The 26820-nt window shown below is 59.3% G+C and carries 25 protein-coding genes and 1 pseudogene; 20 read left to right on the top strand and 6 right to left on the bottom strand.

Translation table 11 applies throughout. From position 1 onward, the window contains the following. Positions 1-35: 35 nt before the first annotated feature. The 8 genes from CKW38_RS03975 (at position 36) to CKW38_RS03940 (ending at position 5865) form a co-directional block, all read left to right on the top strand. Complete coding sequence (locus CKW38_RS03975; protein WP_095112194.1) at positions 36-1085, top strand: NAD(P)-dependent alcohol dehydrogenase; 1050 nt, start codon at positions 36-38, stop codon at positions 1083-1085. A 123-nt stretch (positions 1086-1208) separates the two neighbouring features. After that, positions 1209-1904 (top strand): tRNA (adenine(22)-N(1))-methyltransferase TrmK, encoded by a 696-nt coding sequence (locus tag CKW38_RS03970; protein WP_305887116.1) that lies wholly within the window; start codon positions 1209-1211, stop codon positions 1902-1904. Between the two features lie 181 nt (positions 1905-2085). Beyond that, positions 2086-2301: a 4-oxalocrotonate tautomerase family protein gene (locus tag CKW38_RS03965; protein WP_095111896.1), complete on the top strand. Its 216-nt coding sequence runs from the start codon at positions 2086-2088 to the stop codon at positions 2299-2301. Beyond that, positions 2298-2954, top strand: coding sequence for a DsbA family oxidoreductase (locus tag CKW38_RS03960; protein WP_095111895.1), 657 nt, complete (start codon positions 2298-2300; stop codon positions 2952-2954). Before CKW38_RS03965 ends, CKW38_RS03960 begins: the two co-directional genes overlap by 4 nt. Before the next feature lie 49 nt (positions 2955-3003). Continuing rightward, positions 3004-3714, top strand: a complete 711-nt coding sequence (locus CKW38_RS03955; RefSeq protein ID WP_095111894.1) for an SDR family NAD(P)-dependent oxidoreductase — start codon at positions 3004-3006, stop codon at positions 3712-3714. Between the two features lie 93 nt (positions 3715-3807). Further along, positions 3808-4731, top strand: a complete 924-nt coding sequence (locus CKW38_RS03950; RefSeq protein WP_095111893.1) for a LysR family transcriptional regulator — start codon at positions 3808-3810, stop codon at positions 4729-4731. A gap of 136 nt (positions 4732-4867) precedes the next feature. After that, a complete protein-coding gene (locus CKW38_RS03945; RefSeq protein WP_095111892.1) occupies positions 4868-5131 on the top strand; it encodes a hypothetical protein in 264 nt (87 codons plus the stop codon). After that, positions 5128-5865 (top strand): Fic family protein, encoded by a 738-nt coding sequence (locus CKW38_RS03940; protein ID WP_095111891.1) that lies wholly within the window; start codon positions 5128-5130, stop codon positions 5863-5865. Before CKW38_RS03945 ends, CKW38_RS03940 begins: the two co-directional genes overlap by 4 nt. A 102-nt stretch (positions 5866-5967) precedes the next feature. Here the strand turns inward: CKW38_RS03940 and ycaC (CKW38_RS03935) are convergent, their stop codons facing one another. Next, complete coding sequence (gene ycaC, locus CKW38_RS03935) at positions 5968-6600, bottom strand: isochorismate family cysteine hydrolase YcaC (RefSeq protein WP_007915995.1); 633 nt, start codon at positions 6598-6600, stop codon at positions 5968-5970. 189 nt (positions 6601-6789) lie between these two features. Then, complete coding sequence (locus CKW38_RS03930; protein ID WP_095111890.1) at positions 6790-7800, bottom strand: LacI family DNA-binding transcriptional regulator; 1011 nt, start codon at positions 7798-7800, stop codon at positions 6790-6792. A gap of 178 nt (positions 7801-7978) precedes the next feature. Here CKW38_RS03930 and CKW38_RS03925 point away from each other — a divergent pair, with 178 nt between their 5' ends. The 3 genes from CKW38_RS03925 to CKW38_RS03915 are packed head-to-tail and all read left to right on the top strand — an operon-like array spanning position 7979 to position 11522. Further along, positions 7979-9169 carry a Gfo/Idh/MocA family protein gene (locus tag CKW38_RS03925; protein ID WP_095111889.1) on the top strand — a complete coding sequence of 397 codons (1191 nt, stop codon included), beginning with the start codon at positions 7979-7981 and terminating at the stop codon, positions 9167-9169. Further along, the gene (locus CKW38_RS03920) at positions 9159-10241 is read left to right on the top strand and encodes a sugar phosphate isomerase/epimerase (RefSeq protein WP_095111888.1); all 1083 of its coding nucleotides are present in this window, start codon (positions 9159-9161) and stop codon (positions 10239-10241) included. The genes CKW38_RS03925 and CKW38_RS03920 overlap by 11 nt, the downstream gene beginning before the upstream one ends. A gap of 42 nt (positions 10242-10283) precedes the next feature. Next, on the top strand, positions 10284-11522 hold the full coding sequence (locus tag CKW38_RS03915) for a nucleoside permease (RefSeq protein WP_095111887.1): 1239 nt from the start codon (positions 10284-10286) through the stop codon (positions 11520-11522). A gap of 82 nt (positions 11523-11604) precedes the next feature. On the opposite strand, the gene ycaC (CKW38_RS03910) is transcribed toward CKW38_RS03915, so the two are convergent. After that, complete coding sequence (gene ycaC, locus CKW38_RS03910) at positions 11605-12237, bottom strand: isochorismate family cysteine hydrolase YcaC (RefSeq protein WP_007916011.1); 633 nt, start codon at positions 12235-12237, stop codon at positions 11605-11607. A gap of 128 nt (positions 12238-12365) precedes the next feature. Then, the gene (locus CKW38_RS03905; RefSeq protein ID WP_007916010.1) at positions 12366-12962 is read right to left on the bottom strand and encodes a TetR family transcriptional regulator; all 597 of its coding nucleotides are present in this window, start codon (positions 12960-12962) and stop codon (positions 12366-12368) included. 141 nt (positions 12963-13103) lie between these two features. On the opposite strand from CKW38_RS03905, the gene CKW38_RS03900 reads away from it, so the two are divergent. From CKW38_RS03900 to CKW38_RS03890, 4 genes and pseudogenes are all read left to right on the top strand, one after another. Next, positions 13104-14204: an alkene reductase gene (locus CKW38_RS03900; protein WP_095111886.1), complete on the top strand. Its 1101-nt coding sequence runs from the start codon at positions 13104-13106 to the stop codon at positions 14202-14204. Positions 14205-14264: 60 nt separating this feature from the next. Next, a complete protein-coding gene (locus tag CKW38_RS03895; protein WP_095111885.1) occupies positions 14265-15047 on the top strand; it encodes an SDR family oxidoreductase in 783 nt (260 codons plus the stop codon). Positions 15048-15052: 5 nt separating this feature from the next. Beyond that, a pseudogene (locus CKW38_RS30120) lies at positions 15053-15190 on the top strand (alpha/beta hydrolase); the annotation flags it as partial. Between the two features lie 58 nt (positions 15191-15248). Continuing rightward, positions 15249-16247 carry an NADP-dependent oxidoreductase gene (locus tag CKW38_RS03890; protein WP_095111884.1) on the top strand — a complete coding sequence of 333 codons (999 nt, stop codon included), beginning with the start codon at positions 15249-15251 and terminating at the stop codon, positions 16245-16247. A gap of 199 nt (positions 16248-16446) precedes the next feature. On the opposite strand, the gene CKW38_RS03885 is transcribed toward CKW38_RS03890, so the two are convergent. Then, positions 16447-17379, bottom strand: coding sequence for an AraC family transcriptional regulator (locus CKW38_RS03885; RefSeq protein WP_095111883.1), 933 nt, complete (start codon positions 17377-17379; stop codon positions 16447-16449). Positions 17380-17948: 569 nt separating this feature from the next. Here CKW38_RS03885 and CKW38_RS03880 point away from each other — a divergent pair. From CKW38_RS03880 to CKW38_RS03865, 4 genes are all read left to right on the top strand, one after another. Further along, the gene (locus CKW38_RS03880) at positions 17949-19298 is read left to right on the top strand and encodes an MFS transporter (RefSeq protein ID WP_095111882.1); all 1350 of its coding nucleotides are present in this window, start codon (positions 17949-17951) and stop codon (positions 19296-19298) included. Positions 19299-19396: 98 nt separating this feature from the next. Continuing rightward, positions 19397-20089 (top strand): fumarylacetoacetate hydrolase family protein, encoded by a 693-nt coding sequence (locus CKW38_RS03875; RefSeq protein WP_095111881.1) that lies wholly within the window; start codon positions 19397-19399, stop codon positions 20087-20089. 49 nt (positions 20090-20138) lie between these two features. Continuing rightward, a complete protein-coding gene (locus CKW38_RS03870) occupies positions 20139-20897 on the top strand; it encodes an SDR family oxidoreductase (RefSeq protein ID WP_095112193.1) in 759 nt (252 codons plus the stop codon). A gap of 32 nt (positions 20898-20929) precedes the next feature. Continuing rightward, positions 20930-21886, top strand: coding sequence for a 2-hydroxyacid dehydrogenase (locus CKW38_RS03865; protein ID WP_095111880.1), 957 nt, complete (start codon positions 20930-20932; stop codon positions 21884-21886). A 320-nt stretch (positions 21887-22206) separates the two neighbouring features. On the opposite strand, the gene CKW38_RS03860 is transcribed toward CKW38_RS03865, so the two are convergent. Beyond that, entirely contained in the window at positions 22207-24333 is a 2127-nt protein-coding gene (locus CKW38_RS03860) for a TonB-dependent siderophore receptor (protein WP_095111879.1), read from the bottom strand. Between the two features lie 267 nt (positions 24334-24600). Between CKW38_RS03860 and paoC the strand changes: the two genes are divergently transcribed. Further along, positions 24601-26811 carry an aldehyde oxidoreductase molybdenum-binding subunit PaoC gene (gene paoC / locus CKW38_RS03855; protein WP_095111878.1) on the top strand — a complete coding sequence of 737 codons (2211 nt, stop codon included), beginning with the start codon at positions 24601-24603 and terminating at the stop codon, positions 26809-26811. Positions 26812-26820 lie beyond the last annotated feature (9 nt).

Below are 26820 nucleotides of genomic sequence, written 5' to 3'. Positions count from 1 at the left end.
CAATGCCTTACGACAAACCGATCGAGGATGTTCCCATGCTTGTACAAGCCTACGGTGCCCACGCGGGCGACAAACCCCTTGAGCCACTGCAGATCAACCGCCGCGCGCCGGCCGCCCATGATGTGCAGATCGATATCGCCTTTTGTGGCATCTGCCATTCGGATCTGCACCAGGTGCGCGCGGAATGGGCCGGCACGCAATTCCCGTGCGTACCGGGGCACGAAATCGTCGGTCGCGTTTCGGCCGTCGGCGCGCATGTCGCGGACTACAAGGTCGGTGATCTGGTCGGCGTCGGTTGCATCGTCGACAGCTGCAAACATTGCGATGACTGCGAAACCGGGCTGGAAAACTATTGCGACGGCATGATCGGCACCTACAACTTCCCGACCCCGGACGCACCGGGCTGGACGCTGGGCGGTTATTCGCAAAACATCGTCGTGCATGAACGCTACGTCCTGCGTATTCGCCATCCCGAAGCGCAACTGGCTGCCGTCGCGCCGCTGCTGTGTGCCGGCATCACCACTTACTCGCCGCTGCGCCACTGGAACGCCGGTCCCGGCAAAAAAGTCGGTGTAGTTGGCATTGGTGGCCTCGGCCACATGGGCATCAAACTGGCCCACGCCTTGGGCGCCCACGTGGTGGCGTTCACCACCTCTGAATCCAAACGCGAAGCGGCGAAAGCGCTGGGCGCCGATGAAGTGGTGGTGTCGCGCAATGCCGAAGAAATGGCCGCCCACGCCAAGAGTTTCGACCTGATCCTCAACACCGTCGCCGCGCCGCACGATCTCGATGCATTCCTCGTGCTGCTCAAGCGTGATGGTGCGTTGACGCTGGTCGGTGCGCCAGCCACTTCGCACCCGTCGCCGAACGTGTTCAACCTGATCATGAAACGCCGCACGATTGCCGGCTCGATGATCGGCGGCATCCCTGAAACCCAGGAAATGCTGGATTTCTGCGCCGAGCACGGCATCGTCTCCGACATCGAACTGATCCGCGCCGACCAGATCAACGACGCCTACGAGCGCATGCTCAAGGGTGACGTGAAGTATCGTTTCGTGATCGACAACGCAACGTTGGCCGGCTAAGCCTCAGCGCCCATTGGCCGTTCAGCGCAGCCAATGGGCCATTGAATTCCGTCGCCGGGATTTGACAGGCCCGGCGTTGCTCGCCAGAGTCGCACCCCTTTGCCGGCCATCAAGGGGTTGCCGTTGAACGAACAGACATTGTCCATACGCCTTGAGCGCGTGGCTGCCCACGTACCTGCCGGTGCCCGGCTGGCGGATATCGGCTCGGACCACGGCTATCTGCCGGTGGCGCTGATGCGCCGAGGCCTGATCACTGCGGCGGTGGCTGGCGAGGTTGCGTCAACGCCGTTCCACGCAGCTGAACGCACCGTGCGCGAGAATGATCTGCAACAGCACATCAGCGTGCGCCTGGCCAATGGCCTGGCGGCGATTAAACCTGCCGACGGGATCACCGCCATCACGATCTGCGGCATGGGCGGTGAGACCATCCGCGACATTCTCGACAGCGGCAAGGCCCGTTTGAACGACAAGGAACGCCTGATCCTGCAGCCCAATGGTGGCGAACAACCGCTGCGCCAGTGGCTGATGGAAAACGGCTACCGCATCCTCAGCGAAGAGCTTCTGCGGGAAAACCGCTTCGACTACGAAATCATCGTGGCCGAACGCGCTGAACCGGCGACCTATACCGACCAGGAACTTTACTTCGGCCCCTTGCAGATGCAGGCCCGTAGCCCCGAGTTTTTGCGCAAATGGCAGCACAAACTTCACCATAAGCAGAAGACGCTCAGCCAGCTCGCCCATGCGCAACAAAGCCTGCCAGAACAAAAGCTGCAAGACCTCAAACAACAGACACGCTGGATTACCGAGCTGCTGGCCTGAGCGCCAGCGTTTCGCACTGAGACAGCGCGTGCACAGGATGACTGCTCGCGCGCCCTAATTTGATACACCACATCACAAATGATGTACCTCAAACCCCATTTATCAACTCCCGCCCTCCTCTTAAAGTCCTCTCCAACAGCCGCCCATCACTCCGACGGGCCAGCGACTGGAGATACCCCAAATGCCTTTCATCAGCGTACGCATCACCCGTGACGGCGTGACCCGGGAACAGAAAGCCCAGGTCATCAAGGAGATCACCGAAACGATGCAGCGGGTGCTGCACAAGGACCCGAAACTCACCCACATCGTGATCGAAGAAGTCGACACCGATAACTGGGGTTATGCCGGCATCACCACCACCGATTATCGCCAGCAGTTAGCGGATTCGCAGTCGTGAACCGCACCGTGAAAATCGAATTTGTGTCGGATGTCGTTTGCCCCTGGTGTGCTTTGGGCGTCACCGCTCTGGAGCAAGCGATCAAAAATCTGGCGGGCGAAGTCGATGTGGAACTGACCTACAAACCGTTCGAACTGAACCCCGACATGCCCGCCGAAGGTGAACACGCCATCGAGCACATGATGCGCAAATACGGGCGAAGCGCTGAGCAAGTGGCGGATCGCAACGCGATGATCATCGAACGCGGCGAGCAGATCGGTTTTCACTTCGACCTGGAAAAACGCAGCCATTTCCACAACACCTTCGATGCCCATCGACTGCTGTTCTGGGCCGCCACACAAGGACGTCAGCGTGAGTTGAAGCAGGCCTTGCTCAAGGCCTACTTCACCGACGGCATGAACCCGAATGACCACGCCACGCTAGTGAAACTGGCAGAAGCAGTCGGACTCGACAGCCAGCGTGCGCAAGAGGTTCTGGCCAACGCTGAGTTCAGCCAGGCCGTGCGCGAACTTGAACGGTTTTACCAGCAGCGCGGCATCGATTCGGTTCCGGCCATGGTCCTGGATGACAAACAGGTCATCCCCGGTTCCCAGTCCGTCGCTTATTACCAGCAGGCGTTACGTCAGGCCGCGCAGGTTGCGGCTCACGTCTGACACCCGAACTTCGTTTTTTCAAACCATTCAGATTGCATGAGGAAACATCATGAACACGTCCAACAAAGTTGTAGTGATTACCGGCGCCTCGCAAGGCATTGGCGCAGGTCTGGTCAAGGGTTTCCGTGAACGCGGCTATCAGGTTGTCGCGACCTCGCGCTCGATCAAACCCTCCACTGACCCGGACATTCTCGCCGTCGCCGGTGACATTGCCGACCCGCAAACCGCCGAGCGGGTGATTGGCGAAGCCGTTGCACGTTTCGGGCGCATCGACACGCTGGTCAATAACGCCGGGATTTTCGTCGCCAAACCCTTCACCGAGTACAGCCAGGCAGACTACGCACAAGTGGTAGCGACCAACATGAGCGGCTTCTTCCACATCTCGCAATTGGCCATTGCCGAAATGGAGAAAAACGCCAGCGGCCACATCGTCAGCGTCACCACCAGCCTGGTCGACCACGCGATTGACGGCGTACCGTCGGTGCTCGCGTCGCTGACCAAAGGTGGCATCAACGCGGCGACCAAATCCCTGGCCATCGAGTACGCCAAGCGCGGCATTCGGGTCAACGCGGTGTCGCCCGGCATCATCAAGACACCGATGCACGGCGAAGAGACTCACGCCGCCCTCGGTAGCCTGCACCCGGTTGGGCATATGGGTGAGATCGACGACATCGTGCAAGCGATCCTTTACCTGGACAGTGCGAAGTTCGTGACCGGCGAAATCCTCCATGTCGACGGTGGTCAAAGCGCTGGCCATTGACACCTCCCCACGGCACTGCCGGTGTGTACCGGCGGTGCCGCTTCATGAGATAAACCTGAGAATGAACCGTCAGTTGATCCTCAGGCTTATTCCATGAAGCGCCACTTTGAAGACTTGCAGTTAGGCAGCATCGAACTCTTTTGCCTCGCCGCTGAAGCCGGCAGCTTCACCGCCGCCGCCCAGCTTGCGGGTGTGACGCCGGCCGCGGTGAGCCGGTCGATTCTTCGCCTCGAAAAAAGATTGGGTTCACGCTTGTTTGCCCGAACTACCCGCAGCATTCGCTTGACCGAAGCGGGCAGAAACTTTTTCGTCCAGTGCAGCCAGGCGCTGACGCAACTGGTCGAAGCGCAACAAGAAGTCATGGGCGCACAGTCGTCACCGTCCGGTCAGTTGCGCATCAGCCTGCCCACCACTTACGGGCACCACCGCATTCTGCCGCTGCTGCCAAAATTCCGCGCGCTCTACCCTGACGTCACCGTCGACATCCACTTGGGCAACCGCAATATCGACTTCGTCGGCGAAGGCTACGACCTGGCGATCCGCGTCCGCGCGCAACCGGATTCGACCATGGTTGCGCGGCTGCTGGAGGATGCAAAACTGGTGGTGGTCGCCTCCCCCGACTATCTGAAAAAGGCTGGCACACCGAAGACGCTTGAGGATCTGGTGCAACACGAATGTATTCAGTTCGAACTGCCGAGCAGCGGGCGGCGGATCTCCTGGCTGTTCCAGGAAAATGGCCACGATCGCGAAGTGATTTCCGACGGCGGTTACTCCTGCTCCGATGACGTGCTCGGCGGTGTCACCCTGGCCAGACATGGTGCCGGGGTCTTCCAGACGTACAAGTTCATTGTCGAAAAGGAGCTGGCGGACGGCAGCTTGGTCGAGGTACTTAAGCCGTACGCCGGGCGCTCGCGACCTTACACCTTGCTCTACCCGCACGGGCGGTATGTGCCGCAACGGGTCAGGGCGTTTGTCGACTTTCTGTTGCAGTTTCGTGATGAGTGGGCGCAGGTGTAACGCTGAACAAGGAATGAATCGGTTGAAAGGCATTTCGCAGTCAACCCGAAATGTTCGTGCTGACAGTCGGGGGCTGCTGGAAAATTTACGGAGCCGGCGCCATGCTATGCTCTGAGAGAGAAAACGAGGGGTTCAAATGACTAGTCCAGCCAATGGCGACGTTGCGAGCGAAGTTCGCAAACTCGCCCAAAAGCATGAGGTTACCGCTGAACGTGACAGCATGAGCTGCATGGCTGTGACCATTACTCGCTTGGCAGGTGATGCTGTCGAGCTGGATGGCATTGAGCAATTGCTCGTCAATCTCAAGCGTAAAGGTGTTCTCAACAAAGCAGAAATCATGGCCCTGCAAGGACGCTACCTCCAAGAAAAAAGGCGTTGCAAGAGGCAACTTAGCGCATGACTTTCGACCCCTTCGGCGATTTCGAGACTGAAGGTTATCTTCAAAACTCGCTCAAACTGAAAGACCCTCTTGAAGTCAAAGAGTCTGAGCACCTCTCCTTCGAAGCCAGTATCGAAGATGCCCTTGCCTATCTCGCCAAGAAAAAACCCATCGACTACAAAGCTGTCCTCAAGACCCACGAAATCCTGTTCTCCGGTTTTTATCCGTGGGCAGGAAAAGACAGAAATGAACTGGTCCCCCACCTCGCAGTATTCAAAGGGTCGAAAGATGATCCGCATCACACGATATTCGAACGTCCTGACCTGATCAAAAGGTCCGTGGAATACGCCTTCGAACTCGCAGCAAACAAAAAACGTTTTCGTCAGCGCCCCGGCGAAGTAATGGGCCAGTTGGCGTCCGCCCACCCGTTTCTGGATGGCAATGGCCGCACAATCCTGCTCATCTACATGGAGTTGTGCTATCGGACCCGGTTCGCCATCGACTGGTCAAAAACCAACAAAGACGACTACCTGCGAGCACTCGCCGACGAAATTCGAGACCCTTTCACAGGCCATCTGGATGGTTATCTGGCCCCCTTCGTCATCGACATTTCCAGTCGCGATGAATGGCCGGCAATGATTGGCGGAATAAAGGGTCTGGATGGACTGGACAAGGAAGGGATTACGTATGAAAGCCTGGATGATCCCGAGGTTCAGCGACTTTATAAAGCGTATCGAGCAACGCCTCTTGAATGATCCGCGCTCCCCGTGGTGTCGCTGTTGAATTCCGGGGTCTGACTTCGCGATGAACAAAAAGCCTGCTTTTCAGGGCAGGCTTTTCGTCCGCAGCACGCAGGCTTACTTCTGCTGAGCCGTCAGCGCCGAGTAGCTGTTCATCAGGTTGCGGTAGTTAGGGATCCGCTGCGACAGCAAGTTACCCAGCCCTTCAATATCGTTGCGCCAGTCGCGGTGCAGCTCACACGCCACCGAGAACCAGTTCATCATTTGCGCGCCGGCCTGAGTCATGCGGCTCCATGCAGCCTGCTGCACAGTGGTGTTGAAGGTGCCGGAGGCGTCAGTCACCACAAACACCTCAAACCCTTCCGCCAGCGCCGACAAGGTCGGGAACGCTACACACACGTCAGTGACCACACCAGCAATGATGATTTGCTTGCGACCGGTAGCTTTGATCGCCTTCACAAAATCTTCGTTGTCCCACGCGTTGATCTGACCAGGACGAGCGATGTACGGCGCATCCGGGAACATCTCTTTCAACTCTGGCACCAACGGGCCGTTCGGGCCTTGTTCGAAACTGGTGGTGAGGATGGTTGGCAGTTCGAAGAACTTGGCCAGATCGGCCAGGGCCAGCACGTTGTTTTTGAACTCGTTCGGCGAGAAGTCCTGCACCAGAGAAATCAGGCCGGTCTGGTGATCAACCAGCAGCACGATGGCGTCGTCTTTGTTCAGGCGGTTGTAGGTTGGAGTGGTCATGGTCTGCTTCCCTTTTGAGTTTTTGAATTTGTTGTTGCGTTCAAGTTGGGTACAGATTACTGACGCACAGGGACGGGATAAATCGGCTGAAAAGCGTTTCACCGTCAACTCAAAAGGGACAATTTTCCGGCTGCCGGTGAGTCTGAAAAACTGACACCACTGACAAACCTGCGCGGAGCAGTCACGAGGTCATTTATCAGCTGCAGGTCCCCGCGCCGTGCTGTCACGCCGCGTCAGCGCGAACGGCAATACCACATGCCGTTGCGGCAACGGCTGTTTCTCGATCAGCGCAATCAGCATTTCCACGGCTTTCTCGCCGAACATTTCGGCGGGCTGGGCAATGGTCGTCAGCGGTGGATCGCAGTACGCGGCCATTGGAATATCGTCGAATCCGGCGAGAGAAATATCCTCCGGCACACGCAGCCCCTGCTCTTTGATTCGCTTGAGCGCGCCGATGGCCATTTCGTCATTTTCACAAAACAGCGCGCTCGGTCGGCTGTCGAGCGCGAGTAGTTTGCCGGCACCCGAATAGCCCGCGTCGAGCGTGAAATCGCCGTGACAGATAAGCGTGTGATCGAGCGCGAGACCGGCATCGCGCAGGGCCGCTTCATACCCCGCCAGACGATCACGCGTGAGCGGGCTGCCTTTGGGTCCTTTGATCAGTCCGATACGCTGATGCCCCATCGCGATCAGGTACTCGGTCATGGCTTTGGCCGCCGCAACGTTATCCAGACTGATCGTTGGATGCCGTCCGTGCCGGATGACTTCGCAGGCATTGACGATCGGGGTCAGCACTGGCTCGGCGGCGGATTCATCGAATGGATCATAGGCACGCAACTGAATGACGCCATCGGCTTGATGGGCGTACACCAGATGGGCGAACTGTCGCTCAAGCGATTCCTGGCCCTGGGTGTCGCACAACAGCAACCGGTATCCGGCGGCCTGCGCGGCTTTTTGTGCGCCGCTGATCACTCTGGCGAAAAAGGTGTTGGCAATGGTCGGGACCAGAATCACCAGGTTTCCCGTTCTGCGCGAGCGAAACTGTACCGCCATCAAATTCGGTCGATAGCCGGTTTGCTGGACGGCGGCCATGACCCGTTCGCGGGTATCGGGCAGCACCCGCTCGGGGGATTTCAATGTTCTCGACACCGTTGCCACCGAGACACCCGCCAGCCGTGCCACTTCGCGGATATTGGACAAGACTGCCTCGCTCTTTCAATCAAATCGGCCGTCGAGCTTACCGCACAGCGTCACGGGCCGAAACGTTGGCATTCGTCAGACACGGTTTGACACTCGCTGATTTCAGGCCTAGATTTCGCCGACGATGTAACCGGTTACATCATCAAAGTTCCGGCATGTATCCACTGAGACAATTGCCATGATTGCTGCAGGTCGCAAAATAAGAATGGGCTTCGTCGGTGGCGGTGAAGGCGCCTTCATCGCCCAGGCACACCGGCAAGCCGCCGGCCTCGATGGACGCTTCGAACTGGTCTGCGGTGCGTTCAGCCGCGACGCCAACAACAATCGACGCAGTGGCGAGGCCTTGGGCCTTCCCGCACAACGCTGCTATGACGCTTGGCAAGACATGCTGGCCGCCGAACACGCACTGCCGGCCGATCAGCGCATGGAACTGCTGGTGATCGTCACGCCCAATCACCTGCACGCCCCTATCGCCAGTGCAGCACTGAGTGCGGGTTTCCATGTGTTCAGTGAAAAGCCTGCAGCGCTCAATCTGGCGCAAGTGCAGGACTTGGCCCGTGTGGTCAACAACAGCCAGCGAATTTACGCCCTGGCGCACACCTACCTAGGGTATGCGATGGTCTGGCAGGCACGCGAGATGGTCGCCAGCGGTGAAATCGGGCGTCTGCGCAAAGTCCTCGTCGAATACCCGCAAGGCTGGCTCAGCAGCGATGTGGCTGGACAAGGCAACAAACAGGCGGGCTGGCGCGACAATCCTGAACAGTCCGGTATTGGTGGCTGCATCGGTGACATCGGCACGCACGCGTTTTCCCTCGCGGAGTTTGTCGCCGGTCAATCCATCCAGTTCATCAGCGCGATGCTCGGGTCACATTTGAGCAGTCGCCAACTGGATGACGACGCCTCGATGCTGTTCAAAATGGCCGACGGCGCCAGCGGTGTATTGATCGCCAGCCAAGTGTGCGCGGGCGAAGAGAATCCGCTGAAGATTCGCCTGTATGGCGACAAGGGCGGGCTGGAATGGCGTCAGGAAGAGCCGGCCAGTCTGATCCATCGACCCTTGAATGAACCGATGCGCGTGCTGCGCTCGGGCCTTGGTCAACCCTGGCTGTGCGCAAACGCCACACGGCGCATGCGCTTGCCCGCCGGACACCCGGAAGGCTACCTCGAGGCGATGGCCAATCTCTATGGCGACCTCGCGCAAGCCATTTTCCAGGGTGCGAGCGGCCCTGACGCACCCGGCGTTCCAGGCATTGCCACCGGGCTGCGCGGTATGGCCTTTATCGAGACCGCCATCGCCAATCATTGTGGCGAAGCCAAATGGACTGCAATACCTGACCTTGCCAATGGAGCAACCGCGAATGAACGTTAATCAACAACGCCCAAGCGGGATGCGCGGCCCAGGCATTTTTCTCGCCCAATTCATCGCCGACGAAGCACCTTTCGATACCTTGGCCAACATCGCCCAGTGGGCAGCTTCTCAAGGCTACAAAGCCATTCAGTTGCCGACCCTCGGCACGCGCTTCATCGACCTGGAACGCGCCGCCGAGAGTCAGGATTACTGCGACGAACTCATCGCCATATGCGCCAAGGCTGGCGTGGTGATCAGCGAACTGTCGACGCACCTGCAGGGCCAACTGGTCGCGGTGCATCCAGCGTTCGACTCACTCTTCGATGACTTCGCCCCGGCAGCGCTGCGTGGCAATCCGCAAGCACGCACCGAATGGGCGATCAACCAGTTGAAACTGGCGGCGCGCGCCAGTCAGCGCTTGGGGCTGACCGCCCACGCAACCTTTTCCGGCGCCCTGCTCTGGCCGTACGTCTACCCGTGGCCGCAACGTCCTGCCGGTCTGGTGGAACAGGGCTTTGCCGAGTTGGCGAAACGCTGGTTGCCGATCCTCGAGTGCTTCGATGAGGCCGGTGTCGACCTCTGTTACGAGATCCACCCCGGCGAGGACCTGCACGATGGCGCCTCTTTCGAGCAATTCCTCGAAGCGGTAAATCATCATCCGCGCGCGGCAATTCTGTATGACCCGAGCCATCTGTTGCTGCAGCAAATGGACTACCTGGGCTTCATCGATCGCTACCACGCGCGCATCCGCATGTTCCACGTCAAGGACGCGGAGTTCCACGCCAGCGCTCGGTCCGGTGTATACGGCGGCTATCAGCGTTGGGTTGATCGTCCGGGTCGGTTTCGTTCACTGGGCGATGGCCAGATCGACTTCAAGGCGATCTTCAGCAAACTGACCCAATACGACTTCAACGGCTGGGCCGTGCTGGAGTGGGAATGCTGCTTGAAAGACGCGGCACAAGGCGCTGCCGAAGGGGCGGCCTTCATCGAACTACACATGATCACCCGAACCCGCAAGGCATTCGACGATTTCGCCAGTGTGAGCGCTGACGAGCAATCCAACCGGCGTCTGCTGGGCCTTGGCGAACCCTGATTACCACGCTGTTACCGACATAAAAATAATACGGTGATTGAAATGAACGTAATGAATGCGCGACTCAGCGTCATGATGTTTCTGCAGTTTTTTATCTGGGGTGGCTGGTTTGTCACCCTCGGCACCTTTCTCACCACGACACTGGCAGCAAGCGGCGGCCAGGTGGGTATGGCTTTTTCCACGCAGTCGTGGGGCGCGATCATTGCGCCGTTTGTCGTTGGACTTGTTGCAGATCGATTTTTCAATGCCGAACGCATTCTGGCGGTGTTGCACCTGCTGGGCGCGGTGCTGCTCTTTCAGCTTTATCGCGCACCTGATTTCAGTGCGTTTTATCCCTACGTACTGGCCTACATGCTGGTCTACATGCCAACGCTGGCCCTGGTAAACGCGGTAGCCTTCCGACAGATCAAAGACCCGGCCCGGGAGTTTTCCCGCATCCGCGTATGGGGCACCATTGGCTGGATCGTCGCTGGCATCGTGATCAGTTTCGGCTTTGCCTGGGACGCTCAACAGACGATTGCTGCAGGCGGTTTGCGCAACACGTTCCTGATGTCTGCCGTGGCTTCGCTGGTGTTGGGCCTCTACAGTTTCAGCCTGCCGAACACGGCGCCGCTGAAGTCGACGGGCGATTCGCCAGGCATCAAGCAGATGCTGGGTGTGGACGCATTGGGCTTGCTCAAGGATCGCAGCTATCTGGTGTTCTTTCTTGCATCCATCTTGATCTGCATTCCTCTGGCGTTCTATTACCAGAATGCCAATCCGTTTCTGGCCGAAATCGGTGTCACCAATCCCACCGCGAAGATGGCTCTGGGTCAGGTCTCCGAAGTGCTGTTCATGCTTCTGCTACCCCTGTTCATCCAGCGTTTCGGCATCAAGATTGCCTTACTGGTCGGGATGCTGGCCTGGGCCTTGCGCTATGTGTTGTTCGCCTACGGTAACAATGGTGACCAAGCGTTCATGCTGCTGATCGGTATTGCACTGCATGGCGTGTGTTATGACTTTTTCTTCGTCTGTGGGCAGATCTACACTGATGCCAAAGCGCCCGAGCGCTTCCGCAACTCGGCTCAGGGCCTGATCACCTTGGCCACTTACGGTGTGGGCATGCTGATCGGATTCTGGGTGGCGGGTCAGATCACTGACCACTTCACCGCGCAAAACGGCCACAACTGGAGAAGTATATGGCTGTTCCCGGCAGGATTTTCGGTGGTGGTTCTGCTGTGTTTCGCACTGGCGTTCAAAGGCCGTGTCGGCGAAAAGGAGGGGATGCCGTCGACCGTCTAAAAACGCCGTTCTGATAGGTGCAGCGGCAGAAAACACAAAAAGCCTGCTTTTCAGGGCAGGCTTTCGTTTGAATCGCGTCGGCTTACTTCTGTTGAGCGGTCAGCGCCGAGTAGCTGTTCATCAGGTTGCGATAGTTCGGGATCCGTTGCGACAGCAGATTGCCCAAGCCTTCAATGTCGTTGCGCCAGTCGCGGTGCAGCTCACAGGCCACCGAGAACCAGTTCATCATCTGCGCACCGGCTTGAGTCATGCGGCTCCACGCGGCTTGTTGCACGGTGGTGTTGAAGGTGCCGGACGCATCAGTCACCACAAACACATCAAACCCTTCCGCCAGCGCCGACAAGGTCGGGAACGCTACGCAGACATCCGTTACTACACCGGCAATGATGATCTGCTTGCGCCCGGTGGCTTTGATCGCTTTGACGAAGTCTTCGTTGTCCCAGGCGTTGATCTGACCTGGACGAGCGATGTACGGCGCGTCCGGGAACATCTCTTTCAGTTCCGGCACCAGCGGGCCGTTCGGGCCTTGTTCGAAACTGGTGGTGAGGATGGTCGGCAGTTCGAAGAATTTGGCCAGATCGGCCAGGGCCAGCACGTTGTTCTTGAATTCGTTGGGCGAGAAGTCCTGCACCAGAGAAATCAAACCGGTCTGGTGGTCGACCAGCAACACGATGGCGTCGTCTTTGTTGAGGCGGTTGTAGGTTGGAGTGGTCATGGTCTGCGTCCCTTTTGAGTTTTTGAAGTTGTTGTTGCGTTCAAGTTGGGTACAGATTACTGACGCACAGGGACGGGATAAATCGGCTGAAAAGCGTTTCACCGTCAACTCAAAAAGGACAATACCGATCAACCAGCCACTTCTGCACTGTCGGCAGATATCAGCAATGACGCGGTCATTTCAGCGTGGCATACCGCAAGTATTTCATCGGCCAGCGCTGAGTCATCCGGGCAGGCACGCGACAGAACAATCGCGCCCACCGCCCGCGCCAGCATGTCGATCATTTTCACTCGCCCCGCGTCAGGCGCCGCGTCTGGCCCTGTCGGGTACTTGTCACCGAGCGTCTGCAGCGTGCGCTCGATGCCGTCGGCAAACGCCTTTTTCACGTCGTCAGACTGGCGCGCGGCGTCGCCGCACAGCGCCGCCATGGTGCAGCCACTGCCCCGCCCGTCCCGATGGTCTTTCGACACATAAGCGTCGATGAAGCCTTGAACATCGACCATTTCGGCACTGGCCAACGAGCGCGCAAGGCTGTTGGCCGAGGCTTCGGACATCAGGTCGGCCTTCGAGCCAAAGTGTTTGTAGAAACCGCCGTGGGTGAATCCGGCCGCCGCCATGAGATCCGCGACGCCGACACCGTCAAAACCTCGCTCACGAAACAGCACCGAGGCGGTCTCGACGATGTGCTCGCGGTTTGCCTGCGCCTGGGCTTTGGTGACTCTCACGTGCAATACCTCCGCTGAAAAATCATGCGCCGATGATACATAGATGTCGGCCATAATCAAAATCGTTGACAGTTTAGATTTCGATCATCATCCTAATTACAGACATTATCGCTGCTCATTCACAGGCACGGATCAAACCCCATGACCGATCAAAATCTGTTCACGCCGTACACGCTTGGCTCCCTGACACTGGCGAATCGAATTGTTCTCGCGCCGCTGACCCGCAATCGAGCGGGCGAAGGCTTTGTGCCCAGTAAGTTCGCAGCCACCTATTACAGCCAGCGCGCCTCCGCTGGCCTGCTGATTTCTGAAGCGACGCAGATCTCCCGACAAGGCCAGGGCTATCAGGACACCCCGGGGATTTACACACAGGCGCAGATCGATGGCTGGCGCAAGGTGACCGCTGCGGTGCACGAAAAAGGCGCGAAGATCTTTCTGCAACTGTGGCATGTCGGTCGTGTTTCACACGTTGATCTTCAAGAAAACGGCGCCGCACCTGTAGCGCCCTCCGCGATACGCCCGGCGACCAAAGTGTTCGTCAACAACCGCTTTGAAGACGTTTCCGCGCCGCGAGCACTGGACATCAGCGAACTCCCGGGGATCGTCAACGATTTCCGCCAGGCAGCGGTCAACGCTATCGCCGCTGGGTTTGATGGTGTGGAAATCCACGGCGCCAACGGCTATTTGCTCGATCAATTCATCAAGGATGGCGCCAACGTGCGCACCGATGCCTACGGCGGCTCAATTGAAAATCGTGCGCGCTTGTTGCTGGAAGTGACGGCAGCAGTCGTCGCCGAGATTGGCGCAAATCGCACCGGTATTCGCCTCTCGCCGGTGTCGCCGGCCAACGGTGTTTCGAGCAGCGATCCGCAAGGGCAATTCGATTACATCGTCGAGCAACTCGATGCGCTGGGCATCGTTTATCTGCACGTGGTCGAAGGCGCAACCGGCGGGCCGCGCGATGTCGCGCCGTTCGATTTCGGCGCTCTGCGCCAGCGTTTCAAAAACACCTACATCGCCAACAACGGCTACGACCTCGACCTGGCAAACGCGCGGATTGCCGAGGACCACACCGATCTGATCGCCTTCGGTCGCCCGTTCATTGGCAATCCCGATCTGGTCGAGCGCCTGGCGGCCGGTGCGCCGTTGGCCGGTTTCAACCCAGCCACCCTGTATGGCGGCGGCGCGGAAGGCTACATCGACTACCCGACCCTGGCTGAATGGAGCGCTTCTGCCCAGTAAGCCGAGCCCCAGCGCATTTACTGCCTCTCCTTAATCGTTTTTTTGAAAAGAGATGACCCTATGAACGCCCACCCTACTGTTCTTATCACTGGCGCCTCGACCGGCATCGGCGCGGTTTACGCCGAACGTTTCGCCCAACGCGGGCATGATCTGGTGCTGGTCGCCCGCGATCTTCAGCGCCTGGAAACACTCGCCGCGAAGTTGCGCAGCGAACACAGCGTTGCCATTGATGTGCTGCAGGCCGACCTGACCCAACTCAGCGATCTGCACACCGTCGAAACGCGCCTGCGCGACGATGCGCGCATTGGCATCCTCGTCAATAACGCGGGCGCCGCGCAGTCCGGCAACTTCATCGAGCAGAGCACCGACAAAGTGGCCAATCTGGTCGCCCTCAACACCACGGCACTGGTGCGGCTCGCTAGTGCCATCGCTCCCCGTCTGGCGAAGGCCGGTGACGGCGCGATTATCAACATCGGCTCGGTGGTCGGTCTGGCCCCGGAGTTCGGCATGTCGGTGTACGGCGCGACCAAGGCGTTTGTGCTGTTCCTGTCTCAGGGGCTGAGCCTGGAACTGTCGCCACTGGGCGTCTACGTGCAAGCCGTGCTGCCGGCCGCGACGCGTACCGAGATCTGGGATCGCGCGGGCATCGACATCAACACCTTGAGCGAGATCATGGAGGTCACCGATCTGGTCGATGCGGCGCTGGTCGGTTTCGATCGTCGCGAGCCGGTGACCATTCCGCCGCTGCATGAAGGTGAGCGCTGGGATGCCTTGCAAACCGCGCGGCAGGGCCTGTTGGCGCAGATTCGCCAGTCGGCGGTCGCCCAGCGCTATCTGGCGTGAGTGCAATGGCGCAGACGCTTTTCGTCAACGCCGCCAACCAATCGATTTTGGTTGGCGGCACGGCCTTCGCCTGTCGAGACCTCGGGCCGAAATCGGCGGTGCCGCTGATCCTGCTCAATCATTGGGGCGCGGTACTCGACCACTGAGGCAATCCGCTCAGGCAATGCAGCCCTTCCCGAAACAGTGAGAGCCGTCCCCACCATGAAAGCTTATTTTATCGATCGCTACGGCAAGCAGAACGGGCGTATTGGCGACGTGCCCGAGCCACTGCCGGGCGCCCACGACGTGCTGATTGATGTACATGCTGCCAGCGTCAATGTGCTGGATTCAAAGATTCGCAGCGGCGAATTCAAACTGATTCTGCCGTACTCATTGCCCTTGGTGCTGGGCAACGATTGTGCCGGCGTGGTGATTGCGGTTGGCGCAGCGATCAAGGGTTTCAAGCCCGGCGACGCGGTGTATGCGCGCGTGCCCGAACAGCGAATCGGCACGTTCGCCGAGCGAATCGCCGTCGACCAAAACGCCGTGGCGTTAAAGCCCGCCAACCTCAGCATGGAACAAGCCGCCGGCATTCCTTTGGTTGCTCTGACAGCCTGGCAAGCGCTGGTCGACATCGCCCGTTTGCAAAAGGGTCAGAAGGTCTTGATTCACGCCGGTTCCGGCGGTGTCGGAACAATCGCCATTCAACTGGCCAAGCACCTCGGCGCTGTTGTCGCGACCACCACCAGCACCGCGAATGTCAAATGGGTTAAAGCGTTGGGCGCAGACGTGGTGATTGATTACAAACAGCAGCGCTTCGAGGAGGAACTGCGCGACTATGACGTGGTGCTGAACAGCCTCGGCTCCGACGTTCTGGAAAACTCGCTCAAGGTACTCAAACCGGGTGGTCAGCTGATTTCCATATCAGGCCCGCCAACTGCCGAGTTCGCCAAGGCGCAAGGCCTGGCCTGGCCGCTGCGGCAAGTCATGCGCTTGTTGAGCCTGAGTATTCGGCGCAAGGCGCGCAAGCAGGATGCCCGTTACAGCTTCCTGTTCATGCGGGCGAGCGGTACACAACTGCAGGAAATCACCACGCTGATTGAAGCCGGTGAAATAAGGCCCGTGCTTGACCGCACCTTCGCCTTCGAGTCAGCGGGCCAAGCCCTGACTTACGTCGAACAGGGCCGTGCGAAAGGCAAGGTAATCGTGCAGATCAAATAGTTGCCTGCCTGTAATCATCTGGCGAAAGACCCATGGATAACGTTGCCTGCGACACCGAAAAGCCCCCCGCCGACGAACCGCAAGACACGGAGAACAAACACTCACCTGAATCTGCGAACCACGAGACGCCCGACCCCAAGCAGCACAACGCGATACTTGGAGTTGTTCCGATCGTATGGCGGCCCTTGATGCTTGAGCCCTAAGTGTTCAACGGCGATTGCGGCGTATCCGGATTGAGTTGCCGGCGGCGAAACTGTCCCGGCGGCTGGCCATGAATCTGCCGAAAACGCCGCGAGAAATACGCCTCGTCAGCGAAGCCGCACAACCGCGCCACCTCACCCACCGAGCGCGTGCTGTTGAGCAGGAAATTGCGTGCCGCGTGCATCCTGCGTTCGAGCACCAGTTCGGTGAAGGTCTTGCCGATCTCCTTGCGCAACCAGTGCGTCAGATAGGTCGGGGACAGATACGTCGCCGCAGCCACCTTGATCAGATTGAGATCGGGATCGGCAATGTTCTTGCGCAAGTACTCGAACATGCGGCCCAGCGCATCCCGGCGGCTGACCTCGGCCGCATTCTCCTCGGCCAGACGCTTGAGTGGCTCGGCGTAAAGGAAACACACGCTGCCGATCAGTTGCAGCAGCAAGCCTTTGAGCATCTCACGCGTACCAAACTGACGGTTCTCGTCCAGCGTGCGCATCTGCTCGATCAAGGCACAGACCTTGGCGAAGTCCTCATCCCCGAGAATGAAATCCAGATGCTCCTGAAAGCGGAATGGCGATAACTCCGGCGCTAGCAGGATCGACACTTCTTCCAGATCCATCGGGTCGCACTGCAAATGCGGCAACAGGAAGGTCTGGGAAAAATTGATCACCATGAAATTGCTGTCCGCTGGATGCGGGATTACGTGCACTCGGTGCGGCAGGATGAATGCCAGGGTATTGCGCGGAAACGGACGCTCGACGTTACCGATGTGCTGCACGGTGTCGCCACCGAGGTTGATCTGAATCTGAAAATACTCGTGCCGATGGGGACTGGTCTCGGCGCGCCGGCCCTTTTTGTCTCGAATATAGAAGTCGGTCAATTCGCTGCGCTGCTGCATGACATAGGTGGGAATACGGCTGAGTGACGACATCTGCGCAGAATCCTCGACAGGTATTGGCAGTGAGCTGACGACCCTCATCTTGCAGACATGTACGCAATACACGCAAGCAGTCATACGACGACCTGCCTTTCCGAGGAATTTTTATCCTCGATATGGCGTTTAGCCTGTCCAAAACCGCCGAGAATGTATCAAGATTTTTTATTGTTAATAATCAATGCATTAACAGCCATATCTAAAAAGATACTTAGGAAATCATCCGATTTATTTTTTGGACAGGTTTAGCAACGCCGCTTCCATAGAAAAAAAACGTTCTAACCCCCCGATTGCTTTACCAGCGTTGTACGACCACTGTGAGCCGACGCAGCCCAACCTCTTCCAAAAACAATCACAGGTGTGCACGTCATGATTCTGCTATTCCCCCTCGCCACCCCTCCCGACATTGTCCCGATCACGCCGACTGGAAGACGTTTCTGAACGTCTGACGCTGGCTGTTCGCACCGTTCGTTCCAGTATCGATTGGCATGCCCCGACCATCGCGGGCAAACGCCTTCGGCTGCACGAAAACATCTCGACTCTTCTAACAATAACGAGGTCTCTTCATGTCGAATTCACATGCTTCCCAAGCCACCGTGCCGCCGGTGATAGACGGCGCCCGGGACGCCGTCGTGCCGCAGCGTCTGCCCTCGCGGCGGCGCTGGTTCATGCTCTCGTTGCTGCTGATTGCGACGATCATCAACTACATCGACCGGGTCAATATCTCGATTGCCGCGCCGTTCATGGCCAAGGATCTTGGCTTGGACAAGATCGAGATGGGCCTGATTTTCTCGGCATTTGCCTGGACTTACGCCTTGGCCCTGGTGCCGGCCGGGTTTATCGCCGACCGCTTCGGTTCGCGCTTCACTTACGGGGTTTCCCTGATCAGTTGGTCGACGGTGACCGTGTGCCAGGGCTTTGCCACTGGCTTCACGTCCTTGTTCGGGTTGCGTCTGGCGGTCGGTGCGATGGAAGCACCGGCGTTTCCGGCCAACAGTCGTGCGGTGACGGTGTGGTTTCCGGCGCGGGAACGCGGTCTGGCCAGCAGTATTTATGTCTGCGGGCAATATCTGGGGACGGCGCTGTTTACCGGTGCCCTGCTCTGGCTGGCAACCACCTTCGACTGGCGTCACGTGTTCTACAGCACCGGCGTACTCGGCATCGTGTTCGGGGTGTTGTGGCTGTACCTGTATCGTGACCCGCTGAACTGCAAGAAAGTCAGCAAAGAAGAACTGAAGTACATCGAAGCCGGCGGCGGTCTGGTCAAAAGCAGTCAGGAACGCACCCGCTTCAACTGGCGGCAAATTGCTGAACTGTTCAGCTACCGCCAGATCTGGGCAATTTGCATCGGCAAATTCGCCAGCACCTCGGCGCTGTACTTCTTCCTGACCTGGTTCCCCACGTACCTAATCGAAGAACGCCAGCTGACCATGATCAAGGCCGGGATCTTCGCGGTTCTGCCTTTTGTCGGCGCGACGGTCGGCATCCTTCTCGCCGGCATCGTCTCCGACTTGTTGATCCGCCGTGGCTACTCGATGTCCTTCGCCCGCAAGTTGCCGCTGGTGATTGGTTCGATGCTGGGGATGTCCATCGTGCTGGTGAATTTCACCGACTCAAACACGATCTGCATCGCCGTTCTGACCATTGCCTTCTTCGCCCAAGGTATCGCCTCGTCTTCGTGGGCGGCCGTGTCGGAAGTGGCACCCAAGGAGCTGATCGGCTTGACCGGCGGGATCACCAGCCTGGCCGCCAACATTGGCGGTATCGTCACGCCGATCGTGATTGGCGCGATTGTGCATGCCACCGGTTCCTTCGCCTGGGCTTTCTGGTTCATTGGCGGCGTCGCCCTGATCGGCACCCTCTCCTACTCGCTGTTGCTCGGACGCTTGTACCGCATCGAATTGAAAGTGCGCTGAGTCAACACCACCGTTTTCTCCAACTGGAGGCGGCTTTCGTCCAACTTCACCAACGACTGCCGCCGTACGCTGAAGCTACCAACAGGACTCATAACAGGATGAACATGACTGAATACGTCTTCACGCCGGATCTTCCCGTGACCTTGCCGGTTATCGGCAGTGAGCAACGCTTTCCCGTTGGCCGGGTATTTTGTGTCGGCCGCAATTACCCGTGGCCAGATGCCGTCGGCCAGTCGCGCCAGCCACCGGTGTTTTTCATGAAACCAGCCAGCAATGTCGTCGACGCCGTTGGTGAGGTGGCATTCCCTTCGCTGACCGAGGATTTCGCCCACGAAATCGAGTTGGTAGTGGCCATCGGTGAAGGCGGCACGAATATTCCGGAGAGCGAGGCGCTGGCTTATGTCTGGGGCTATGCCGCCGGCCTCGACCTGACCCGCCGAGATGTTCAGCGTGCCGCCAAGAGCAATGGTTTGCCGTGGGAAGGTGCCAAGGTGTTCGACGGCGCCGCGCCGATGACAGCCATCATGCCAGTGACCCGCGCGGGCCATCCCGAAGGCGAATTGTGGTTGAACGTCAACGGCGAGGAGCGTCAGCGCGACAGCCTCGACAGCCAGATCTGGTCGGTGGCTGAAGTGATCAGCCGGATCTCCCGGTCAGTGGCGCTCAGGGCCGGCGACCTGATCATGACCGGCAGCCCGGCCGGCGTCGACGGCCTGCAACCGGGCGATGTGATCAACGCCGGCATCGACGGTATCGGCCAACTGGAAATGCGTGTCGGCCCCAAGGCGTAAAACCCCTATGGCCTCAGTGATTTGAAGACAGGAGAACAACAAAATGTCCATCACTCAACCTTTGAAAGTCGCGCTGGTCACCGGTGCCGGCAGCGGAATCGGCCGCTCTGTGGCGCTTGGCCTGTTGGCCGACGGCTACACCCTGGTGCTTGCCGGTCGCCGGCCGGAACCGTTGCAAGCGCTGGTCGAACTGGCGGCAAGCGAAGGACACGAAGCCCTGGCGGTGCCCACCGATGTGCGCGACCCAGGCAGTGTCGATGCGCTGTTCGCAACCATTGCCGAGGTCTACGGACGCCTGGATGTGGTGTTCAATAATGCCGGGGTCAATGCCCCCGCTGTGCCCTTGGACGAACTGACGTTCGAACAGTGGCGCAACGTGATCGACACCAACCTCAACGGGGTTTTCCTCTGTGCTCGTGGCGCCTTCGGACTGATGCGCCGCCAGCAGCCACAGGGCGGGCGCATCATCAATAACGGTTCGATTTCGGCACACACGCCACGCCCGTTCAGCAGCGCCTACACCGCCAGCAAACATGCGGTGCTGGGGCTGACCAAATCACTGGCGCTGGACGGTCGCGAATTCAACATCGCGTGCAGCCAGATCGACATCGGCAACGCCCTGACTGAAATGTCAGTGCGCATGACCAAAGGCGTGCGCCAGGCCAACGGCAGCATCGCCGTGGAACCGATGGTCGACGTCAAGCATGTCGCCGATGCGGTGCGCTACATCGCCGGCCTGCCGCTGTCGGCCAATGTTCTGAACATGACCGTCATGGCCACCGCCATGCCGTTTGCCGGTCGCGGTTGAGCCGGCCTTTTTATTCGGTAAGTGAGGTTTACATGAAACCAGAAATCCTGCAGCTGAGCCCGATCCTGATTCCTGAAATCAATGCGCGTCTCGACCAACTGTTCACGGTCAGACGCTACTTCCAGCAGGCAGACAAACCCGCCTATGTGCAGGAGCACGGCGCCAATATTCGTGGGGTGATCACCGGCGGGCACACAGGCATTACCCAAGCACTGATGGCGCAACTGCCAAACCTTGAGGTGGTGGCGGTCAACGGCGTCGGCACCGATGCGGTTGACCTGGCTTATGCTCGGGATCGCGGCATCCGCGTGACGGCGACCATTGGCGCGTTGACCGAAGACGTCGCCGACCTTGCCATCGGTTTGCTGATTTCCGTGTGTCGCGGGCTGTGTACCAGTGATCGCTATGTACGCTCGGGTCAATGGCTGCACAGCGCCACACCGCTGGCGCCTCTGCCGCTGGCACGTCAGGTGTCCGGCATGCGTATCGGCATTGTCGGCATGGGCCGGGTTGGCCGCGCGGTGGCCAGCCGAGCGGCGGCCTTCGGCTGTCCGATCAGTTACACCGACCTGCAACCGATGAGCGACGTCAGCCACACCTTTGTCGCCGACCTCAAACAACTGGCTCGCGACAGCGATGCGCTGATTCTCGCCGCCGCTGCCGACAAGGCCGAGGCCATCATCGATGCTTCCGTGCTACAGGCCTTGGGCAAGGACGGTTATCTGATCAACGTGGCACGGGGCAAACTGGTCAACGAGGCAGATCTGGTGGCGGCGCTGAATGCCGGCGAGATCGCCGGTGCGGGGCTGGATGTGTTTGTCGATGAACCGAATGTGCCAGAAGCCTTGTTCGGTAATGAGCAAGTGGTGCTGCAACCGCACCGCGCCAGCGCCACCTTGCAGACACGCACACGCATGGGTGAGATGGTGGTGGCGAGTCTGCTGGACAGCTTTGCCGGGAAGACGCCGCAGGGTTGTGTCACTGGTTAAGTGGCAGGGGCCGAAACAGCTGCCCTCACCCTAGCCCTCTCCCCCAGGAGAGGGGACCGATTGGGGGATATTGGCGATGAACGCCGACGTGCAATAGCGTCTGTGAATCCAATGCCGCCAGGCATTACCGATGAATCCGTAGTGGATGAACGCAAACGTGCAATAGCGCCTGTGAATCCATCACCGTCTGGCATTACCGATGAATCCATAATCGACGCAATGTTTCAGGTCGATGTATAACGCCAGACACCTCGGTCGGCCCCCTCTCCCTCAGGGAGAGGGCTGGGGTGAGGGGCAGCCGTTGCAGCGTCGAGCTCGGCTTACAAGGTATAGGAAATCCCAACCTGCACCGTTCGCGGCGCGCCCGGATAGGCGTAGACATTACCAAACGCGCCCTCTTCATAATCCCGGTCAAACAGATTCTTCACGTCAAGATTGAGCCGCACCTTCTCGTTGACCTTATAAAAGCCGAGCAAATCGACAACGGTGTAGCTGTCCATCGAGAACGCAGTATTGGCGGTTTGCCCGGCGCGTTCGTCGACGTACTTGAGTCCGGTACCCAGGCCCAGGCCTTTAAGCGTGCCGTCCTGAAATTCGTAGACGTTGAGCAGGCTGAAGCTGTTTTGCGGAATGTTCATCAGTCGCGTGCCCGAACGGATCACATTGTCTTTGGTCACTTCGGCATCCACGTAGGCGTAGCCGCCGATGACGCGCCATTCAGGCGTCAGGTTGCCGGCGACGTTCAGGTCGAAACCACGGCTGCGTACTTCCCCGGCCGCCACACTGAAGGTCGAGTCCACCGGGTCGGTAGTCAGCACGTTGCGCTTTTCGATCTGATAGATCGCCGCGTCGACGCTCAACTGATGATCCAGCGCTTCCCACTTGACGCCCATTTCGTAGGATTTGCCTTTCTCCGGGGCGAAGCCTCCGCCCACGCGGCTCGCGCCGGTGTTGGGCTTGAACGAGCGCGCAGTGTCGGCGTAGACCGCCAGGGTCTCGGTCAGGTCGTAGGTCACGCCGAGGCGCGGGGTCACCGCGTTGTCGCTGGCCTGCCAGTTTTTTCCGCCCGGCACGTAGGTTTCATAGTCGTGTTCGAAACGCTCGAAACGCGCCCCGGCCAGCACCTTCAGACGCTCGGTCAACGCCACCTGATCCTGGACGAACGCGGCATAGGTCTTGAGGTTTTCCTTGTCGTGGGTCGGGGTGCGAGTCAGCGCCGGGCGCGGCTGACCGTAAACCGGATCGAAGATGTCGATCGGGTAGGCGCCGACCGCGCCGCTGGAGCGTTGAATGATCGACTTGTAGTCGTAATCTTCATACTCGATGCCGGTCAGCAAGGTGTGCTGCAAGCCACCGGTACTGAAATGCCCGGTCAGATTGAGCTGGGTGTCCTTGTCGGTCCACTCCAGTTTGCGGTAGTTGAAATTGCGCCCCAGGGTTCGACCGTCATCAGCAATGCCGTTGGCTTCGATCGCATTGCCCTCAAGCGAGCCGTCGAGCCACTGAAAACCACCGCCCAGCGTCCAGTCATCATTGAGCAGATGTTCGAAGCGCAGCTGCGCCATGTTGTTGTCGTTGTGCAATTTGCCGGCGTCTTTCTCGCCGAAAAACGTGTCGCGCGAGGCCGTGCCGATCTGTTTGGCGTAACGCGTCACGCCGCGATCCAGTGGATGATTATTGCGCATGAAATCACCCTCGAAAATCACTCGCGTGGTATCGCTGGCCTGCCAGGTCAGCACTGGCGTGACGCCGTAGCGCTCGGTCTCGACGTGATCGCGAAAGGTATCGCCGCCCTCGCCCACCACGTTCAATCGATAGGCCAGGCGCCCCTCTTCGTCCAGTGGGCCGGAGGCGTCCAGCGTGCCGCGCTTCATGCCTTGATCATTCAACTGACTGCCCAAGGTGACTGTGCGCTCGGCCAACGGCTGCTTGGAAACGACGTTGAAGGTGCCGCCAGGATCGCCACGGCCGTAGAGCATCGTCGCCGGCCCGCGCAGCACTTCCAGACGCTCGATGGTGTTGGCATCGGGCATGTTCGGGTAGCCGCGATTGATCGGGAAACCGTTGCGGTAGAACTCGCCGGTGGTGAAGCCGCGCACGGTGAATGTGGTCAATCCCTGCCCGCCGAAATTGTTTGCCCGGCCAACGCCGCCGGCGTAATCCAGTGCGTCTTGCAGGCGCGTGGCGCCGAGGTCTTCGACCGCATCCTTGGTCACTACGCTGATCGATTGCGGAGTTTCATGGATTGAGGTGTCGGTGCGCGTGGCACTGGCGGAACGTGTAGCGCGATAACCCTGCACCGGGCCGTCGGCCCGTTCGTAATCCGCTGTACCGACCACGTCGGTCGCCTCCAGCTCTAGCGCTGAGGATGTTGAATCGGCCTGTTCGGCCCACGAGGAAGAAGACAACGCCTGCAGCACGCAAATTGAAAGCAGAGTACGACGCATGAAATGAAAACCTTACGAATAGGCCAGAACGAAGGGTAAAACCGCCAGAACAGCGGCGCGGATGGTATACCAGAGATCGTGTAATTGAAACTTATTCTTATTTGTCATGTTGGTCAGGATTCATGAGCCGAACTCATGACTCCATCCTGGCAAGGCGCATTATCAGATGCGGTTCAATGGCCTAGGCTCGTAGGCGATATGGCCTGCAAACGCTGGCGCTGAGGCGCCCGGTGTTGTCCGCCAGCCCGCCTGAAGAGGAACTCAGCGATGAAATTCGACACACCGGCCGGCACTAATCCGATCGATCAATTGAACGTCATCGGCCAGCCCGCCGACCGCATCGATGGCAAGTTGAAAACCACCGGGACCGCGCCCTACGCGTATGAACAACATGCCGCAGTGCCCAACCCCGCCTATGGCTATGTGGTCGGCGCCGGGATCGGCAAGGGACGAATTGCCTCGATCGACTCGACGCAGGCGAGCAACAGTTCCGGGGTGATCGCGATCGTCACCTACGAGAATGCCGGGCCGTTGGCCAAGGGCGAGTTCTATGTCGCGCGCGCATTGGCCGGCCCGCAGGTGGACCACTATCACCAAGCCGTCGCGATTGTCGTCGCGCAGACATTTGAAGAGGCCCGCGCGGCTGCCAATCTGCTCGAGATCAGCTATGTGGCCGAACCCGGCGCGTTCGATCTGGCTGCCGCCAAGGATTCGGCCACACCGCCCCCACCTGCCGGTTTCGGCCCACCGCCGCAGACGCAGATCGGAGATTTCGAAGGCGCCTTCAACGCCGCACCGATCCAGATCGACCAGCACTACAGCACGCCGGATCAGGCGCACGCGATGATGGAACCCCACGCCACCATCGCCCAGTGGAACGGCAATTCGCTGACGTTGTGGACGTCGATACAGCAGATCAACTGGGGCGTGCGCGATCTGGCCAAGACACTCGGCATGCGCAAAGAAGATATTCGTTTGATATCGCCCTACATCGGCGGCGGTTTCGGCGGCAAAGGCACGATCCTGTGTGACGCGGTGCTGGCGTCGCTGGCGGCACGCCACGCCGGGCGCCCGGTGAAAGTCGCGCTGCCACGTCCGCTGATGTTCAACAATTTGACCCATCGCCCCGCGACGCTTCAGCGCATTCGCATCGGTGCCAGCCGCGAGGGTTTGATCGCTGCCATCGGCCATGAGAGTTGGTCAGGCAACCTGCCCGGGGGCCGGGCCGAAGCCGCGACGGCCTCGACGCGTTTGCTCTACGCTGGCGCCAACCGCATGACCCGCTTGAATCTTGCCGTGCTGGACCTGGCTGAAGGCTCGGCCATGCGCGCGCCGGGGGAAGCACCGGGAATGATGGCGCTGGAAATTGCCATGGATGAACTGGCGGAAAAACTGGCTATCGACCCACTGCAGTTGCGCCTGCTCAACGACACACAGGTCGACCCCGAACAGCCATCACGACCGTTTTCCACACGGCAACTCGTCGAGTGTTTACAAACCGGTGCCGAGCAATTCGGCTGGCACCAGCGCAACGCAAGCGCCGGCCAACGTCTGGAGAATGGCTGGCTGATCGGCATCGGTCTGGCGTCTGCCATACGTGGCGCGCCAACCACCGCATCGGCGGCCCGTGTGCGTCTTGATCGGCACGGCACAATCACTGTCGAAACCGACATGACTGATATCGGCACCGGCAGCTACACGATCATTGCGCAGACCGCCGCCGAGATGATGGGTGTGGAACTGGACCGGGTCGAAGTGCACCTTGGCGACTCGCGCTTTCCGGAGTCGTCGGGATCGGGCGGGCAATGGGGGGCGGCGTCGTCAACCGCCGGGGTCTATGCCGCTTGCGTCAAGTTGCGCGAAGCCGCTGCCCGCGCCGTCGGACTTGATCCGCAAACGGCCGAATTTGCCCACGGCGAGGTGCACGATGGTACGCGGCATTTTCCTTTGGCTCACGCGGCGGCCGCAGGCGATCTCGTTGGCGAAGACCGCATGGAATTCGGCGATCTGGCCCAGCGCTTTGCCCAGCAGACCTTTGGCGCACATTTCGCCGAAGTCGCGGTCAACGCGGCGACCGGCGAGATTCGTCTGCGCCGCCAATTGGCGGTCTGCGCAGCGGGGCGGATTCTCAATCCGAAGACCGCGCGCAGCCAAATCATCGGCGGCATGACCATGGGCGCCGGGGCCGCACTGATGGAAGAACTGCAGGTCGACAAGCGCCTTGGTTTTTTCGTCAACCATGACCTCGCCGGTTACGAAGTACCGGTGCACGCCGATATTCCCCATCAGCAGGTGATTTTCCTCGATGAGGTTGATCCCTACGCCACGCCGCTCAAGGCCAAAGGCGTCGGCGAGTTGGGCATCAGTGGCGCCGCAGCGGCCATCGCCAATGCGATTTACAACGCCACCGGCGTGCGCGTGCGCGATTATCCGATCACGCTGGACAAACTTATCGCGCACTTGCCGGAGCAGATTTGACGCCCTGTT

The organism is Pseudomonas sp. Irchel 3H7, from assembly GCF_900187605.1.
Taxonomy (GTDB): Bacteria; Pseudomonadota; Gammaproteobacteria; order Pseudomonadales; family Pseudomonadaceae; genus Aquipseudomonas.
The sequence above is the reverse complement of the archived record's forward strand: the minus strand, read 5'-3'. Positions and strand labels throughout refer to the sequence as shown.